Here is a 16221-nt window from a genome sequence, read left to right on the forward strand (position 1 = left end):
TCAAATATGCAGCAAAAAGTACCTAAACTACACTGACAACAAATGGAAATATGGCAAACAAGCGGATAAATATTTACTTAAATACATTTTTGTAGTTGAATAACACAATGAACATCCAATTCGAGACCTCCCCCGAGCAGCTGCCCCAGCGCTGCGCACAAGGCATCCGCTTTCGTTACCAGGGCGCGCCAGGGCTGCGCAGCGTCGCGCTGGCAGGCACGTTCAACTGCTGGGCAGGCGATGTCTGCCGGTTCGAGCAAGTAGCGCCCGGCCGCTGGGAATGCCTGCTGCCGATCGCCGCCGGCCGCCACCTGTACAAATTCGTCGTCGATGACAGGCACTGGATACCGGACCCCGCCAATCCCTGGATCTCCGAAGATGGCCAGAACAATTCCTGCCTGACGGTGGACGAGCATGGCGAAGTGCTGATGCGCCAGCGCGGGCTGGACGCCGGCGCGGCCGGCCCGCTGTACCGTCGCCATCAGGCGCTTGCCAGTCCGGCGTGGCTGCGCGAGGCGGTGATCTATCAGCTGTCGGTGCCCGCTTTCGGCGGCGATTTCGACGGCGTGCGCGCCCGCCTCGACTATCTGGAACAACTGGGCGTCAGCGTGATCTGGATGATGCCCATCCATCCGATCGGCCATCAGGGACGGCGCGGCACGCTGGGCGATCCCTACGCCGTGGCCGATTTCGACGCGATCGATCCGGCGCTGGGCGACGCGACCGCCCTGCAGGCGCTGGTCGACGCCATCCACGCGCGCGGCATGCGCGTGGTGTTCGACTGGACACTCAACCGCAGCAGCGCCGACCATCCCTGGACCGCCGCCCATCCCGACTGGTACACCCGCGACGCCGACGGCCAGGTCTACTACGCGGTGCCGCAGCGCGAGTATTTCGCCGGCTTCGATTTCAGCAAGCGCGCGCTGCGCACCGAGCTGCTCGCGGCCATGCGGCGCTGGGTCGGCCGCTACGGCTTCGACGGCTTGCGCCTGGACGATTCCGACATCACGCCCACCGATTTCCTGGTCGAGATCCGCAGCGCGCTGGCGGCGCTGCGGCCCGACATCGCGCTGATCTCGCAGTCCTACGACGAATTCCACCACCTGCACAGCTGCGACCTGACCTACGAAGGCGGCACGCGCGAGATGCTGCGCCGTGTCGCCTGCGGCCAGGCCGACGCGTCCGCCTTTGCCCAGTACTGGAAAGAGTCGACCTACAGCTTCCCGCGCGGCGCGCTGCGCATGCGCTGGCTGGAAGACAAGGAACAGCCGCGCGCCAGCAAGGTGCTCGGCACCGGCACCCACCGCGCGGCGGCGGCGCTGCTGCTGACCATGGACGGCGTGCCGCACATCCTGATGGGCCAGGAGTTCGACGAACCGAGCTGGCGTGACTGGACGGTGCTGTTCAACCGCTACCGGCTCGACTGGAGCGCCTTCAACCCCGGCATGCACAGCCACTACCGCGCCTTGCTGGCCTTGCGGCGCGCGCATCCGGCCTTGCGCCAGGACGCCACCGCGTTCATCGAGGAGCTGCCCCCAGGCGTGATCGGCATGCGGCGCGGCAGCGGCGCCGGCGCCATCGCGGTGCTGGCCAATCTGTCGGAGCGGCCGGTGACGCTGGCGGCCGCGATCGGCCCGGTGCTGTACGCCGACGGCTGGGACCAGGCGCACGGCAAGCTGGCCGCGCACGGCTGCGTGATCCGCGCCTGCTGAAGGGTTGTTTTCTACAATACGGCACAGCGCGCGCCGCGTATCGTCGCTCCGGCATGATTCATTCTTACCGGAGAGACGCAACTATGAGCATCCTGATTTCCATGGCGGCCTTCGCCCTGGCCTCGTCGATCACCCCCGGCCCGGTCAACATCGTCGCCCTCAGCAGCGGGGCGCAGCATGGCTTGCGCGCCAGCATGCGTCACGTCACCGGCGCCACCGTCGGCTTCACCGCCTTGCTGCTGCTGACCGGCCTGGGCTTGCATGAATTGCTGATCCAACTGCCGGCCCTGACGCGGGCGATACAGCTGGCCGGCGTGGCCTTCCTGCTGTTCATGGCGTGGAAGCTGGCGCGCGACGACGGCGCGCTGTCGCTGGCCGACGGCGCCAGGGGGCCGTCGCTGGCGGCTGGCGCGGCCATGCAATGGCTCAATCCCAAGGCCTGGGTGGCGTCGGTGGCGGGCATGGGCGCGTTCGCCGCCGACGGCGACGCCGTGCTGGTGTGGCAGTTCGCCGCGCTGTACTTCGTGATCTGCTACCTGTCGATCGCCTGCTGGGCCTATGCCGGCACCTTCCTGCGCCGTCGCCTGGGCGATCCCGCCGTCATGCGCTGGTTTAACCGCGCGATGGCGCTGCTGCTGGCGGCCAGCGCCGCCTACCTGCTGCTCAGCGCAGGTACTGTCCCGGCGTCGCCGCCAATAGCTGCTTGAAGATGCGCTGGAAATGCGCCTGGTCGACAAAGCCCGTCTCCAGCGCGACCTCGGCAATCGCCCTGCCCTCCTTGAGCAAGCCGCGCGCCAGCTGGATGCGGCGGTTCAGCAGGTAGGCGTGCGGCGTCATGCCGTAGCGCTTCCTGAAGGCGCGGATCAGGTACGAGGGCGAGAGCCCGGCGGCGGCGCAGATATCCTCCAGCCTCAGCGCCGCAGCGCAATTGTCGTTGATGTAGTCGGCCGCGCGTTCGAGCTTGCGGTTGGCTTCGCGCTCGACGATGGCGGCCGGATCGAGGCCGGACTGGACCTGCTCGAAGAAGCTCACCGCCGCGCACTGCCGCAGCAGATGGTCGGAGCCGCCGGCGGTCAACAACTCGTAAAAATGGTTGAAGCCCGCGTACAGCGCCGGCGCCGTGCTCATGGTCGCCGCGTAGGGGCGGAAATCGGTGTTGGCGCTGAAGCCCCATTCCCGCTGCAAACCGGCCAGCCAGCCGCGGTCGACATACAGCATGCGATACGACCAGGTCTCATCGCCCACCGGGTTGCAGGCGTGCACATCGCCCGGATTCATCAGCACGACGGCGCCCGGCCCCACCAGCTGCCGCGATGACTGGTTGAGGTAGTTGGTGTGGCCGTCCCGGATCACGCCGATCGAAAACGTCTCGTGCGAGTGCCTGGCGTAGCCCAGCTTGCGCCCATCGCCCACCGCCCGCGCCTCGATGTGGGGCAGGTTGGCGTCCCGCCAGAAACAGGGACCGGGCTTGGCGTTCGAATGGGGCATGTCGCCAGCATACCCCATTCCACAAATTAATTAATTTCAATGTTGACATCCTCATCAGTGCCGGTGTTATACTTCACTACAACACCTAACCACAACGGAGATCGCCATGAAAAACCCTAGCCGCCTGTCCCTGCTGCTGTCCGCCCTGGTCCTGGCCCATGCCGCCGGCGCCGCCACGCCCGTCGAGCAGGTCGCGACCCTGTTCGCCCCCTACGCCAAGGCCGACGCGCCCGGTTGCGCCGTCTCCGCCTGGCGCGACGGCAAGCCGCTGCTGGAACAAGGCTACGGCGCCGCCAGCCTTGAGTACGGCGTCGCCATCGACGCGCAACACACCGTCTTCGACCTCGGCTCGACCTCGAAGCAATTCACCGCCGCCGCCATCCTGCTGCTGGTGCAGGACGGCAAGCTCAAACTGGACGACGACATCCGCCACTACCTGCCGCAACTGCCGGACTACGGCACGCCGATCACCATCGACCACCTGCTGCACCACACCAGCGGCCTGCGCGACTATATGGTGCTGCTGAACCTGGGCGGCGTGGCCCTGGGCGACGTCAGCACCAGCGCCGACGCCCTGGCCGCCGTCGCGCGCCAGCAGGGCCTGAACTTCCAGCCCGGCAGCGCCTACGCCTACAGCAACACCGGTTATCTGCTGCTGGCCCAGATCGTCGAAAAGGTCAGCGGCGGCAGCATGGCCGCCTTCGCCAAGGCACGCATCTTCGAGCCGCTGGGCATGAGCGATACCCGCATCCTCGACGACCACGACACGGTGGTGGCCCGCCGCGCCAGCGCCTACCGTCCAAACGGCCCCGCCAGCTTCGCGCGGCTGATGTCGAACTGGGAGCAGACCGGCGACGGCGCGGTCCAGTCCACCGTGGCCGACCTGGCCAAGTGGGACGCCAACTTCTACCAGCCTATCGTGGGCGGCGCCCAGCTGGTCGAGCAGATGCAGGCCGCAGGCAAGCTCAACGACGGCACCCCGCTGAACTATGGGCGCGGCCTGATGCTGGACAGCTATCGCGGGCTGGACGTGGTGTCGCACGCCGGCGCCTTCGCCGGCTACAAGGCGGAGCTGCTGCGCCTGCCCAAGCTGAAGCTGGGCGTGGCCGTGCTGTGCAACCGTCCCGACCTCGACCCGAGCGGCCTGGCGCGCCGGGTGGCCGACATCTACGCGGCCGGCGAATTCCCGGTGGCGGCCGCCGCCGAAGCGCAGGCCGTGCCGCTGGCCGATCCGGCCCGCTACGCCGGCGTCTACTGGAACGCGCGCGAAGGCATGCTGCGCCGGGTCGAGGCGCTGGACGGCAAGCTGTGGTACACCGGCCCGGGCATGAAGCAGGAACTGCTGCCGGTCGGCGAGGGCCGCTTCATGCGCGACCCCAAGCGCACCGCCAAGCCCGCCGTCATCACCGACCGCACGCTGGTGGTGGAGCGTCCGGGCGAGCCGGCGGCCCGCTTTGACAAGGTGGCCGCCGGCAGCATGACGCCGGAACAGCTGGCCGCCGTCGCCGGAACCTACTTCAGCGCCGAACTGAACGCCACCTTCGACATGAGGCTCAAGGACGGCAAGCTGTGGATGGCGGTGCCGCGCTTCGGCGAGCAGCCAATGAGCAATGCGTTCGCCGACGCCTTCAGCGCCAGCGGCATCGTGGTCAGGCTGGAACGCAACAAGGCCGGCAAGATCACCGGCATGGTGGCCTACATGGGCCGCGCCAATGGCATGAAACTGGTGCGCCGCGGCTGACCTAACGCTCGAGGAAATCGAGTATCAGTTCGCTGACACGACGGGGATGTTCCAGCATCATCCAGTGGCCCGCCCCGTCCACCCTGTGGTAGCGCCACTTGCCGGTGACGTCGTCGACCGAGGCTTGCATCTGTTCCTCGGTCAGGTAGTGGTCGCGATCACTCCAGACGCCCACCACATCGCAATGCACCTTGGGGGTCGGCGGCGCCGGCGTGCCGTCCGGCGGCGGCATCGACGGCTTCGAATTGGCGCGGTACCAGTTGAGCCCCGCGGTCAAGGTCCCCGGCAGCTTGAAGTGGGCGATGGCCGCGTCGATGTCGCCTTCGTCGCGGCTCAGGGCGTGCAAGAAGGCATAGTCGTTCTGCCGGAAGCGCGCTTCCGCCACGCCTTCAAACTGGAAGTACAGCGAGTACCAGGACTTTTCGCGCTGTTCGATGCTGTTGAACGCCGGGTTCCATGGCGCGCCCACCGACATCACCATCAGCCGCTCCACCCGGTCCGGGAAGAACGCCGCCAGGTACCAGGCCACCACCGCGCCCCAGTCGTGGCCGACCACGCGCGCCTGCTTGATGTCGAGCGCATCGAGCAGGCCGGTCACGTCGCCCAGCACCTTGCCGATGGTGTAGTCGGACACGGCCGGCAGGATCGGCGCGTCGCCGAAGCCGCGCAGGTCCGGCGCCACCACGCGGTAGCCGGCGCGCACCAATGGCGCCACCTGATGACGCCACACGCGGTGCGAATCAGGGAAGCCATGCAATAGCAAGACGACAGGCCCTTTGCCGACGTCGAGTACGGGGAAATCGAGATTATGGACGCGCACGATCTTGACACTCCGCTCCAGCGACTTGTCCGAATCCAGCGACTGCGCGTGAGCGCCCAGCGCGGCGCAGGCGAAAATCATCGCCGCCATGCGCGCCAGCAGTTTGATACCGATCTTGTTCATTCTGGTGTTCCTCCTGAGGTAAGCCATAAGGTGAAGCTAGCTTGCCACGGAGGTAAACCTGTCGGCTATGACAATGTGATCAATCGCGCCAGTTCCGGGACGAACCGGGCATTCAGGCGAACATGGCCTGCACCTGCTTGAGGTAACGCGCGCTGACCCGCACCGTATCGCCCTGCGCCAGGCGCACCGCGTAATAGCCGTCGCTGTCGCTGCGCAGGCCGGCGATGGCGCTGCGCCGCACCACGGCGGTCCGGTGCACCCGCACCCACTCATCTTCCGGCAGGCGTTCGACGATGGCGGTGATGGTGCTGCGGTGCAGGACCACCCGCCCGGCCAGATGCAGTTCGACATAATTGCCGGCCGCGCCCAGCCACAGCACATCGTCGAGGGCGATGCGCTCCAGGCCGGCGGCGGTGCGCACCACCACCTGCAGCAAGGGCGGCGCGCTGTATCCGGCCTCGTCGGCCGCGCGGTCGCGCAGGTAGGCGTGCACCGCGCCGTTCATCGCCGCCTGCTGGTTCAGCTCCAGCATCAGCGCCGCGCGCCGCAGCATCAGGTCGAAGCGTTCGTCGTCAAAGGGCTTGAGCATATAGTCCAGCGCGAAGATGTCGAAGGCGCTCAGCGCGTGCTCGTCGTAGGCGGTGACGAACACGATCAGCGGCGCGCCCGGCCGCTGGCACAGCTCGCGCGCGAACTCCAGGCCGGACTGGCCCGGCATCTGGATGTCGAGCAGGATCAGGTCGACCGACGCGCCCTGCAAGCGCGCCCTGGCCTGCTCGCTGGAGCGGCACGATTCCAGCACCCGCCATTGCGGATGCCGGGCCAGCAGCCATTCCAGGTTGGCGATGGCCGGCAGTTCATCGTCGACGATCAGGACCGTCTTAGGCCGGGCCGTCGACGGGGAAGCGTAGTTCGATCGCATAGTGGTGTTCATCGGCGTCTATGTTCAGTTCAGCGCGCGGCCCGTACAGGATGTCCAGGCGTTCACGCGTCATGCTCAAACCCAGGCCGGTGCCGGCGCGCGAGGCGGCCAGCACCGGATTGGCGATACGCAGGCGCAGCATGCCAGCGGCATACTCGAGCCCGATGTGGATGCGGCAAGGCTGCTGGTGCGCCTCGACGCCGTGATGCACGGCGTTCTCGGCCAGCGGCTGGAACAGCAGCGGCGGGCAGGCATGGCGGCTCCAGTCGCGCTGCTCGATCGCCCAGTCCAGCTGCATGCGGTCGCCGTAGCGCAGGCTTTGCAGCGCCAGGTAGCCGCGCAGGAAATGCAGCTCGTCGGCGACGCTGGCCGGCTTGCCCTGGCCCACCGCCAGCGCATAGTTCAGCAGTTGCTCCAGATGGCCCAGCGCCTGGTCGGCCAGCGCCGGATCGGCGGTGCGCACCAGCGCGCTGATGCTGTTGAGCGCGTTGAACAGGAAGTGCGGCTTGAGCTGGCCTTGCAGCAGGCCCAGGCGCAGTTGCAGGTGCTCCGTCTGCGCCCGCTGCGCCGACAGTTCCTGCTGCCGGCCGCGCCGCCAGGCGCTGTAGCCGGCCTGCGCCAGGAAGGCCAGGCCCACCACGAAGACGTTGTACCACCAGGTCATGCGGCCGACCTGATCCAGCATGGCGGGGAAGTCGGCCAGCGGGCGGCCGTCGCGCAGCAGCACGACCAGGATATCGACGCCGGTCAGCAGTGGCAGGAAAACCGCCATCGACAGCACTAGCGCCAGCAGCAAGGCCGAGCGCCGCGCCAGCCGCTGCGGCCAGCGGTGGAACACCAGCGCCAGCAGCCAGCTGTTGCACACCAGCGGCAGGTATTGCAGCATCAACGTCGACAGCAAGGCCGGCAGCGGCAGCGCGCGGCCGGCGTGGCTGGCGTCGATGGCCCTGGCCAGCGCTTCGAGCAGCGCCAGCAACTGCCAGCCCAGCAGGATCAGCAGGCACGGGCGCCATGCGCGCAGCGCACGCGGCGCCGGCCACGCGGACGCCGGCGCGGCTTGCGGCACGGCGATGGCGTCAATCATCATGGCGCGCCACCGGATAGGCCAGGCGGAGATGGGTGAGCTCGCCATCGGTCTGCAGCGCCAGCGTGGCGGCGCCGCCGTACTGCAAGGCCAGGCGCGCCTCCAGCGCGACCAGCGCCGCGCCCCTGCCCGCGCGGGCCCCGTGCGGATAGCTGAGCTCGACCAGCACCAGGCTGCCCGCCTCCGTTGGCTGGCGGACGATGCGCACCGCCAGCCGCGGCGGCGCCGCTTCCAGCGCCTGCTCCAGCAGCGGCAACAGCAGCAGTGGCGGGCAGCGATAGCCGCTCCAGTCGATCGCTTCGAGCTGCCATGCGACGTCCAGGCCGGCGTCGCGGCAGATGCGCTGCAGGTCGACATAGTCGCGCAGGAAGCGCACCTCGTCGGCCACGCTTTGCCAGTCCGAGCGGCTGGCGCGCAGCGCATAACGCAGCAGGTCGCTCAAGCGCGCCAGCGCCCGCGTGGCCGGCTCGCGCAAGCCCTGGCGGTTCAGGCGGGCGATGCCGGCCAGCGCGCCCGACAGCAAATACGGTTCCAGCTGGCCCTGCAACAAGCGCAGCCGCAGCGCCAGGTTGGCTTGTTGCGCCAGCTGCCAGGCCAGCGCCTGCGCATGCGCGTGGCGCCAGGCGCTGTAGGCCAGGTGGGCGCAGAACGCCAGCGTCAGCAGCAGGGCCTGGAACCACCAGCTGAGCGCGCCCTGCTGCTGGAGCAAGGCCAGCGGCGAGGCCAGGCCCCTGCCGCTGAAAACGCCGTTGATCGCGCTCTGCCAGATGCACAGCAAGGGCACGCCCAGCGCCAGCACGCCGAGATAGGCCGGCAACAGCTGCGCCAACTGCGGCGCGCGCCGTTGCGCGCGATAAAAGCCGACCGCCAGCACCAGGCTGAGCGCAACGAGCGGCAAGTGCTGCGCCACAAAGCGCAGCAGCGTCAGCGCGAACGAGGCATGCACCGTGCCATGCTGCTGGGCGTCGCCATGGCTGGCCAGCGCGCCGGACAGCGCGAGCAGGTTCCACGCCAGCGCCGCCGCGGCAAAGGGCGGCAGCCAGGCGTGCAGCTGGTCTTGACTGGGCATGGCGGCGGACAGCGGCATGGCGATTCCTGTGTAGATTCCTGCTGCGGTGGCATAAACTTAATTTTAATTCAATTATTCTAATTGTTTTTTGGCAGTTGTCGATGTAACATTTTTCTCCCTACGCCGCCCATCGAATCGAGGAAGCCATGTTATTCGTCAAACGCCTGACCATCGCCACCGCCTTGTGCGCCACCGTCGGCGCCGCCGTGGCGGCCCAGATCGACGCGCCGCTCGCCAGCAACGCCTACATCACGCGCAACCAGCTCGATTGGGCATGGGCCTCGCCGCTGCCCGCTTCGAGCGGACTGGACCTGTCTTACCAGTCGCAATTCGGCTGGCGCCTGCCGACCGCCGCCGAACTGGCCGACGCCCCGCAGGCCAGCGATTTCCTGTTCGCCGGCGCCAACGTGCCGCTGGGCGGCACGGACCCCATGAGCGGCGCCTACTTCTCCGCGATCAACGGCCAGCTGGCCGGCGCCGCCGCCTGCGCCGCGCCCTACTTCAGCAGCTACAGCAACTGCGACTGGCAGGACGGCAAGGGCCAGCCGTTCGGCCCCTGGGCCGGCGCGCCGGGCGCCTCTGCGTATGGCGAGCAACTGGTGGTGCGCGCGGTGCCGGAAGCGGACGCCTACGCCATGCTGCTCGCCGGCCTGGGCGTGGTCGGCGCGCTGGCCCGCAGGACTAGACGACTGGTCTAATTGTGTTATGATGCGTCCACCATGACCACAGAACACCACAACGTCCGCCAGCACATCCTGGACACGGGCAAGACCATCATCACCGGCAAAGGCTTTGCCGGCGTGGGCTTGAACGAGATCCTGACGGCGGCGGGCGTGCCCAAGGGCTCCTTCTACCACTACTTCAAGTCCAAGGAGCTGTTCGGCGAGGCGCTGCTGGACGACTATATCGGGCAATACCTGGCGCAGATGGAAACCGTGCTGAGCCAGCCCGGCCAAAGCGCCGCGCGCTCGCTGATGGATTACTGGGCCAGCTGGGACGACCTGGACGCGGACAGTTGCGACTGCCGCTGCCTGGTGGTCAAGCTCAGCGGCGAGGTGGCGGACATGTCGGAAGCCATGCGCGTCACGCTGCTGGAGGGCACCAACCGCATCGTCGCGCGCCTGGCGGTGTGCGTCGAGCAGGCGCAGGCCGACGGTTCGCTGCGCCAGGTCGCCGACGCCAAGCTCACCGCGCTGGCCCTGTACCAGCTGTGGCTGGGCGCGGCGCTGCTGACCAAACTGCGGCGCGAGCCCAGCGCCCTGCGCGCCGCCTGGCAGACCACGCTAACCATGCTGGGCCTGCCAACCGAAACCCAAGGGGGTCAAGTCTGACATTCGGACACGGGCCCAGCCGTAACAGCCGTTACGGCTGGGCCCGTGTCCGAATGTCAGACTTGACCCCGTTTTTTTAGCGCATCACTAGACGACCAGTCTAATAACAGGAGCTCGCATGAACAATTTTGAATTCCACAACCCGACCAAGATCGTCTTCGGCGCCGACACCATCGCCCGGCTGTCCAAGCTGGTGCCGGACAGCGCCCGCGTGCTGATCCTGTACGGCGGCGCCAGCGCCGAAAAGACCGGCACCCTGGCCGAGGTGCGGCGCGCGCTCGGCGCGCGCGTCAGCCGCGAATTCGGCGGCATCGAACCCAACCCCAGCTACGAAACCCTGATGCGCGCGGTCGAACAGGTGCGCCGCGATGAGATCGACTTCCTGCTGGCCGTCGGCGGCGGCTCGGTCATCGACGGCACCAAGTTCGTCGCCGCCGCCGCGCTGTACGACGGCGAGCCGTGGGAGATCGCCCAGAGCGGCGGCGCCAAGGTGCGCCGCGCCCTGCCCTTCGGCGCCGTGCTGACCCTGCCGGCCACCGGCTCGGAAATGAACAACGGCGCGGTGGTCACCCACAAGGCCACCCACACCAAGCTGCCGTTCCGCAGCCCGCTGCTGTTCCCGCAGTTCTCGGTGCTCGATCCGTCCAAGACCTTCACGCTGCCGACCAAACAAGTGGCCAACGGCCTGGTCGACGCCTTCGTCCACACGGTCGAGCAATACCTGACCTACCCGGTGCAGGCGCTGGCGCAGGACCGCTTTGCCGAAGGCTTGCTGCAGACGCTGGTCGAGATCGCGCCGCAGGCCCTGGCCGCCCCGGACGACTACGCCACCCGCGCCAACCTGATGTGGACCGCCACCCTGGCGCTGAACGGCCTGATCGGCGCGGGCGTGCCGCAGGACTGGGCCACCCACATGATCGGCCACGAACTGACCGCGCTGTACGACATCGACCACGCGCGCACCCTGGCGCTGGTGCTGCCGTCGCTGCTGGACGTGCAGCGCGCCACCAAGCACGCAAAGCTGCTGCAATACGGCGAGCGCGTGTGGGGCATCCGCGACGGCAGCGAGGAGCAGCGCATCGACGCCGCCATCGCCCACACCCGCGCGTTCTTCGAAGGCCTCGGCATCCCGACCCGTTTGTCGGCCTACCAGCTTGGACAGGAAGCGGTCGAAGCCGTGCTGGCGCAATTGGCCGCGCACGGCATGACCAGCCTGGGCGAACACCGCGACATCGACCTGGCGCGCAGCCGCCGCATTCTTGAAGCTGCACTGTAAGCCCCTCCACCCCACACACAAGGACTCCCCATGAACATCCTGATGGTACTCACCTCGCACGACCAGCTGGGCAACACCGGCCACAAGACCGGCTTCTGGCTGGAGGAATTCGCCGCGCCCTACTACGCGCTGAAGGAAGCCGGCGCGCAACTGACGGTGGTGTCGCCGCTGGGCGGCCAGCCGCCGCTGGACCCGAAAAGCGACGCGCCGGAATCGCAAACCCCGGCCACCATCCGCTTCAAGGCCGACGCCGCAGCGCAAGCCGTGCTGGCCCACACCGGCAAGCTGGCCGAGGTCTCGGCGGCCGACTTCGACGCCGTGTTCTATCCGGGCGGCCACGGCCCGCTGTGGGACCTGGCCGAGGACCGCGCCTCGATCGCGCTGATCGAAGCCATGCTGGCGGCCGGCAAGCCGGTGGCGGCGGTGTGCCACGCGCCCGGCGTGCTGCGCCACGTGAAGGCGGCCGACGGCAGCCCGCTGGTGCGCGGCAAGCAGGTGACCGGCTTCACCAACAGCGAGGAGGAAGCGGTCGGCCTGACCCAGGTCGTGCCCTTCCTGGTCGAGGACATGCTGAAGGAACACGGCGGCCTCTACACCAAGCTGGCCGACTGGCAAGCCTACGCCGTCACCGACGGCCTGCTGGTGACCGGCCAGAATCCGGCCTCGTCGGAAGCGGCGGCGGCGGCCTTGCTCCAGCTGCTGGCCTGACGCGGCCGCCCATGCTGCGCCGCCGCAAAAGGCGCTTGCTCTGCCGTTGATTCAGTGCAAAAATGATATCTCCATTGCCTTACCCCACCGGAGAACATGATGAGCTTACTGGATCAACTGGCAGGACAAGTATTGGGATCGCTGGGCGGCCAGCAAGGCGAAGCGCAGCAAGGGAACTTGCTGTCGGGTGTGATGGCGATGATAGACAACGCCGGCGGCGTGCCGGCGGTGCTGGAAAAACTCAAGCAGAGCGGCCTGGCCGACCAGGTCATGTCGTGGGTGGGCACCGGCGCCAACCAGGCCATTTCCGGCGGCCAGCTGGAGGATGCGCTGGGCGCGGACCAGCTGCGGCAGATCGCCGGCCAGGCCGGCATCGATCCGCAGCAGGCTGCGTCCGGCCTGGCCGGCCTGCTGCCGCAGATTATCGACCAGCTGACGCCGCACGGCGAAGTGCCGGCCGACGGCCTGCTGGCGCAGGGCCTGAACCTGCTGAAGGCGCGGATCAGCGCCTGATTACCACATCAGGTCGTCTGGAATCTGGAAGGCGGCGTAAGGGTCGTCTTCCTCCACCACGGTGGCGCCCTTGTTGACGCGCACCACCAAGGTGGCGTCGCGCTCGGCGATCTTGTCGGCGATCACGCGCGGCACCAGTTCGGCCACGCCGTTCAGCACCACGATCACCAGCCGGCCGGCCACCAGGTGCTCGCGCACCGCCGCCGTCACGAACATGCGCTCAATCTTGCTGCCGTGCGTGTAGTTATAGGCGATGTCGCCGTTGCGGCCCTTGTCCTGGCGGTTCTGCTGCACCATCTGCGCGATCTGCGCCAGGATGGCTTTCTGCTGCGCGGCGGCGTCGCGCTGCGCGTTCAGCTCGCGGTTGCGCTCGGCCAGCTTGCGCTGCGCCTCCTGCGCGGCCAGCTTGGCTTCGTCGACGCTCTGGGTGCCGGAGCGGCGCTCTTCCTTCTTCTGCTTGCTCTTTTCCTGATTGGCGACCTTGACCTTGTTCTTGGCCACCAGGCCGGCCTTCAGCAATTGATCTTGTAACGAAACCATGTGTACCACTCCATAAAAAAAGGTCCGCCGCCCCTTGCGAAGCCGCGGACCTCATTATAGCTGCGGCGTGCCGCTTAGAAACGATAGTTCAGCGAGGCGGCGAAGGTGCGGCCCAGCTGGCTGAACTGCGAGCCATCGTAGGTCACCATCGAGTAGCGGCCGTTGAAGGTCACCAGGTTGGTCTGCGCCTCATACGGCGTCATGCCGGTCGCGGCGTCGACCACCTTGCTGTCCAGGATGGCCTGGCCCTTGGCGTTGCGGGCGTTGAAGTGCCAGCTCGGCGTGGTGTTGAACATATTGTTGATGTTGAACGACAGGGTGGTGCTCGGGGTCAGCGCGTAGGTGACCGCGAAGTCGGTCACCATCTTGGTCTTGAACGCCACTTCCAGGTTCTCATCCATGCCGGCGTTGCGGAAGTGGGTAGGACCGAACACCGTGTTGTTCAGCGACAGGTTCAGCTGCTTGTAATCCCAATCGGCGCCGATGATGGTCTTGAACTTCGGACGCGAGGTGAACATCAGCGCTTCGGTGGTGGCGTTGAGCACCGACTGGTTGGCCGAGGCGATCAGGCCCGGATTGTTGACGGCGCCATCGCGTTCGTTCTTCAGCGACACGTTGCCCGACAGGTTGAGCGTCACCTTGCCGTCCGCGAAAGCAATGTTCTTGCGCGAGGCGACGTAGTCGATGCCTTCGGTGCGGCTGGTCAGCGCGTTGACGAAGAAGCTGGCCGAGACGATGTTGGCTTTGCCCAGTTGCTGGTCCAGCGGGCTGGCCGCCACGCAGGCCTTGTACAGGTCATCCGACGTGAAGTCCGCAGGGTCGCAGATCGGCTTGATCTCGGTGCTCAGGACGATGCGGTCCTTGACCTTGATGTTGTAGTAGTCGATCGTGATGCTGGTGTTGTTGTCCGGCTTGAAGCCCAGGCCCAGCGTGATGTTGTTGGACTTCTCGGCCTTCAGCTTGGGCACCTGCAGGGCGGCGGCGGCGGTCGAGACGTTGTTGACCAGGCCCGACACCAGGATGCCCTTGCCAGGCACGAAGGAATACTGCGCCTTCTGGGTGTAGATCTGCGCCAGCGACGGCGCGCGGAAACCGGTCGAGGCCGATGCGCGCAGCGTGAACTGTTCGTTGATCTTGTAGCGGGTCGAGGTCTTCCAGACGAAGGCGCTGCCGAAGTCGGTGTACTTCTCGTAGCGGCCGGTGGCGTCGACCAGGAAGGCCGGCGAGATGTCCCAGGTGGCGCCGGCGTAGGCGCCGTAGTTCGAGCGCGACGAGCCGAAGGAATTGGCCGGCGCATTGCCGGCGTAGGAATCGGCGCCGCTGCCGTAGTAGGAGGCGGCGTCGCCGGCGATGGTTTCGTAGTTCTCGTGGCGCAGCTCGGTGCCGGCGTAGAAGTTGACGTCCTTGCTCAGCTGCTTGGAGATGTCGCCGTTCAGCACCCAGTGGCTGAACTTGACGCCGCCGGCGTCAAAACTGGTCGGCGACGGCGTGGTGATGATGTGCGCCAGGTAGTCTTCCTGCATGCCGCGGTTGACCGAGTTGCCGACCGCATAGCCCTGCTTGTTGCCGCCGTAGGTCAGGCTGACGTCGGCGTTCCAGTCGCCCACCAGGAACTTGGTGCCGCCGGTGGCGTTGTAGTCGTCCAAGGTGCCGACAAAGGTTGGCACATAGCCGACATAGGCGTACTGCGGCCCGTGCAGCAGGCCGTAGTCGGTCGGACGCCAGTACGGCGTGCGGTAGTTGGCGTAGGAGTTGACCTTCTTGTTCACGTAGGCGGCGTTGCCGTAGAGGCTGGTGGTGTCGCTGAGGTCGTAGCGGGTGTTGAACTCGGCCTTGGCGGAGCGGGTCTCCGGCGAGCCGTTGATGTTGCCGGCGTCAGGATGGGTTTTGACAAAGGCCTGCGCCGCCGCCAGCACCTGCGAGACCGGGACCCCGTGCTTCGGATCGCTGAAGTCGCTGGCCTCGCCGCGCGGGTCAACCATGCCGGGGCGGTTGGACAGGCCGACCTTGGAGACGTCGAGCGTGTAGTTGAAGAAGCCGCGGTCGCCGCCCAGCGGCAGGCCCTGGTTCAGCGACAGGCCGCCCATCTTGCCGTCGCTCTCGTGGGTGACGCCACCGCGCGCGGTGACCGAGCCGCCTTCGGCATTGTCCTTGAGGATGATGTTGACCACGCCGGCGATCGCGTCGGAACCGTACTGGGCCGAAGCGCCGTCGCGCAGCACTTCGATGCGCTTGATGGCGTCGACCGGGATCGCCGAAATGTCGGCGCCGCTTTCGCCGCGGCCGGGGGAAGTCTGGGTGTAGATCAGCGCGCTGGAATTCTTGCGCTTGCCGTTCACCAGGATCAGCACGCGGCTCGGGCCCATGTTGCGGATCTCGTAAGGATCGAGCAGCGAGGTGGCGTCGTTGACCGGGGTCTGCACGGTGTTGAAGGACGGCACGCGGAATTGCAGGGATTTATCGAGCGTGGCCTGGCCGGTCTTGCCGAGGTCGCGCGCACCGATGATGTCGATCGGGACCGGGGTGTCGACCAGCGTGCGCTGGGCGCCGCGGCTGCCGGTGGAAACAATCACCACTTTCTGGATATCGTCCGGCGTCGCGTCGGCCGCGGCGGCAGTCTGGGCGGCGGCGGCTGGAGCGACGGCGGTGGCCTGGGCCTGGGCTTGCGCCAGGACGTAGGGGCTGGCGGACAACAACAACGCTGCAAATGGGAAATTCTTCTTCATGTGCGATCTCTTTTATTTTCGTAATGTTGAGTAGCTGTTGATAGCAACGTGAAAGCTGGCTGATGATTGTTGCTACGGCTGAATGTATAGACATCATTACTAACCGTCTATTGTTTCCACTAAACTTCACCATGAATCAAGATTCATGCGGCAAATTAACAACTATGA

The 16221-nt window shown here is 66.9% G+C and carries 15 protein-coding genes; 8 read left to right on the forward strand and 7 right to left on the reverse strand.

Annotated elements, in window-relative coordinates:
- The first annotated feature begins 107 nt into the window (after positions 1–107).
- A complete protein-coding gene (locus KVP70_RS11275; RefSeq protein WP_217942266.1) occupies positions 108–1712 on the forward strand; it encodes an alpha-amylase family glycosyl hydrolase in 1605 nt (534 codons plus the stop codon).
- An 83-nt stretch (positions 1713–1795) separates the two neighbouring features.
- Entirely contained in the window at positions 1796–2419 is a 624-nt protein-coding gene (locus tag KVP70_RS11280) for a LysE family translocator (protein WP_217942268.1), read from the forward strand.
- On the opposite strand, the gene KVP70_RS11285 is transcribed toward KVP70_RS11280, so the two are convergent.
- Complete coding sequence (locus KVP70_RS11285; protein ID WP_217942269.1) at positions 2376–3200, reverse strand: AraC family transcriptional regulator; 825 nt, start codon at positions 3198–3200, stop codon at positions 2376–2378. The two genes, KVP70_RS11280 and KVP70_RS11285, sit on opposite strands and share 44 nt — an antisense overlap.
- Before the next feature lie 106 nt (positions 3201–3306).
- On the opposite strand from KVP70_RS11285, the gene KVP70_RS11290 reads away from it, so the two are divergent.
- Complete coding sequence (locus KVP70_RS11290; RefSeq protein ID WP_217942270.1) at positions 3307–4941, forward strand: serine hydrolase domain-containing protein; 1635 nt, start codon at positions 3307–3309, stop codon at positions 4939–4941.
- 1 nt (position 4942) lies between these two features.
- On the opposite strand, the gene KVP70_RS11295 is transcribed toward KVP70_RS11290, so the two are convergent.
- The 4 genes from KVP70_RS11295 to KVP70_RS11310 form a co-directional block, all read right to left on the reverse strand.
- Positions 4943–5884 (reverse strand): alpha/beta fold hydrolase, encoded by a 942-nt coding sequence (locus KVP70_RS11295; RefSeq protein WP_217942271.1) that lies wholly within the window; start codon positions 5882–5884, stop codon positions 4943–4945.
- Positions 5885–5996: 112 nt separating this feature from the next.
- Positions 5997–6806 (reverse strand): LytR/AlgR family response regulator transcription factor, encoded by an 810-nt coding sequence (locus KVP70_RS11300; RefSeq protein ID WP_217942272.1) that lies wholly within the window; start codon positions 6804–6806, stop codon positions 5997–5999.
- Positions 6766–7893, reverse strand: a complete 1128-nt coding sequence (locus KVP70_RS11305; protein ID WP_229224750.1) for a sensor histidine kinase — start codon at positions 7891–7893, stop codon at positions 6766–6768. The genes KVP70_RS11300 and KVP70_RS11305 overlap by 41 nt, the downstream gene beginning before the upstream one ends.
- On the reverse strand, positions 7883–8977 hold the full coding sequence (locus KVP70_RS11310) for a histidine kinase (RefSeq protein ID WP_217942273.1): 1095 nt from the start codon (positions 8975–8977) through the stop codon (positions 7883–7885). Before KVP70_RS11310 ends, KVP70_RS11305 begins: the two co-directional genes overlap by 11 nt.
- Before the next feature lie 128 nt (positions 8978–9105).
- On the opposite strand from KVP70_RS11310, the gene KVP70_RS11315 reads away from it, so the two are divergent.
- The 5 genes from KVP70_RS11315 (at position 9106) to KVP70_RS11335 (ending at position 12787) form a co-directional block, all read left to right on the forward strand.
- Complete coding sequence (locus KVP70_RS11315; protein WP_217942274.1) at positions 9106–9657, forward strand: PEP-CTERM sorting domain-containing protein; 552 nt, start codon at positions 9106–9108, stop codon at positions 9655–9657.
- Positions 9658–9678: 21 nt separating this feature from the next.
- Positions 9679–10290 carry a TetR/AcrR family transcriptional regulator gene (locus tag KVP70_RS11320; protein ID WP_217942275.1) on the forward strand — a complete coding sequence of 204 codons (612 nt, stop codon included), beginning with the start codon at positions 9679–9681 and terminating at the stop codon, positions 10288–10290.
- Positions 10291–10408: 118 nt separating this feature from the next.
- Entirely contained in the window at positions 10409–11566 is a 1158-nt protein-coding gene (locus KVP70_RS11325) for an iron-containing alcohol dehydrogenase (protein WP_217942277.1), read from the forward strand.
- Positions 11567–11596: 30 nt separating this feature from the next.
- A complete protein-coding gene (locus KVP70_RS11330) occupies positions 11597–12274 on the forward strand; it encodes a type 1 glutamine amidotransferase domain-containing protein (RefSeq protein WP_217942279.1) in 678 nt (225 codons plus the stop codon).
- A 99-nt stretch (positions 12275–12373) separates the two neighbouring features.
- A complete protein-coding gene (locus KVP70_RS11335) occupies positions 12374–12787 on the forward strand; it encodes a YidB family protein (RefSeq protein ID WP_229224751.1) in 414 nt (137 codons plus the stop codon).
- Here KVP70_RS11335 and KVP70_RS11340 read toward each other — a convergent pair whose 3' ends face one another.
- Both KVP70_RS11340 and KVP70_RS11345 read right to left on the reverse strand, forming a co-directional pair.
- Entirely contained in the window at positions 12788–13327 is a 540-nt protein-coding gene (locus KVP70_RS11340; RefSeq protein WP_217942280.1) for a DUF2058 domain-containing protein, read from the reverse strand.
- Between the two features lie 74 nt (positions 13328–13401).
- A complete protein-coding gene (locus KVP70_RS11345) occupies positions 13402–16053 on the reverse strand; it encodes a TonB-dependent receptor plug domain-containing protein (protein WP_217942282.1) in 2652 nt (883 codons plus the stop codon).
- Between the last annotated feature and the right edge of the window lie 168 nt (positions 16054–16221).

This window comes from Duganella violaceipulchra, assembly GCF_019166075.1.
Classification (GTDB): Bacteria; Pseudomonadota; Gammaproteobacteria; order Burkholderiales; family Burkholderiaceae_D; genus Rugamonas; species Rugamonas violaceipulchra.

Coding starts and splice junctions, on each gene's coding strand:
- KVP70_RS11345 (WP_217942282.1), bottom strand. CDS start 16,053: ATGAAGAAGAATTTCCCATTTGCAGCGTTGTTGTTGTCCGCCAGCCCC.
- KVP70_RS11280 (WP_217942268.1), top strand. CDS start 1,796: ATGAGCATCCTGATTTCCATGGCGGCCTTCGCCCTGGCCTCGTCGATC.
- KVP70_RS11330 (WP_217942279.1), top strand. CDS start 11,597: ATGAACATCCTGATGGTACTCACCTCGCACGACCAGCTGGGCAACACC.
- KVP70_RS11325 (WP_217942277.1), top strand. CDS start 10,409: ATGAACAATTTTGAATTCCACAACCCGACCAAGATCGTCTTCGGCGCC.
- KVP70_RS11285 (WP_217942269.1), bottom strand. CDS start 3,200: ATGCCCCATTCGAACGCCAAGCCCGGTCCCTGTTTCTGGCGGGACGCC.
- KVP70_RS11290 (WP_217942270.1), top strand. CDS start 3,307: ATGAAAAACCCTAGCCGCCTGTCCCTGCTGCTGTCCGCCCTGGTCCTG.
- KVP70_RS11320 (WP_217942275.1), top strand. CDS start 9,679: ATGACCACAGAACACCACAACGTCCGCCAGCACATCCTGGACACGGGC.
- KVP70_RS11295 (WP_217942271.1), bottom strand. CDS start 5,884: ATGAACAAGATCGGTATCAAACTGCTGGCGCGCATGGCGGCGATGATT.
- KVP70_RS11275 (WP_217942266.1), top strand. CDS start 108: ATGAACATCCAATTCGAGACCTCCCCCGAGCAGCTGCCCCAGCGCTGC.
- KVP70_RS11335 (WP_229224751.1), top strand. CDS start 12,374: ATGAGCTTACTGGATCAACTGGCAGGACAAGTATTGGGATCGCTGGGC.
- KVP70_RS11310 (WP_217942273.1), bottom strand. CDS start 8,977: ATGCCGCTGTCCGCCGCCATGCCCAGTCAAGACCAGCTGCACGCCTGG.
- KVP70_RS11305 (WP_229224750.1), bottom strand. CDS start 7,893: ATGATGATTGACGCCATCGCCGTGCCGCAAGCCGCGCCGGCGTCCGCG.
- KVP70_RS11315 (WP_217942274.1), top strand. CDS start 9,106: ATGTTATTCGTCAAACGCCTGACCATCGCCACCGCCTTGTGCGCCACC.
- KVP70_RS11340 (WP_217942280.1), bottom strand. CDS start 13,327: ATGGTTTCGTTACAAGATCAATTGCTGAAGGCCGGCCTGGTGGCCAAG.
- KVP70_RS11300 (WP_217942272.1), bottom strand. CDS start 6,806: ATGCGATCGAACTACGCTTCCCCGTCGACGGCCCGGCCTAAGACGGTC.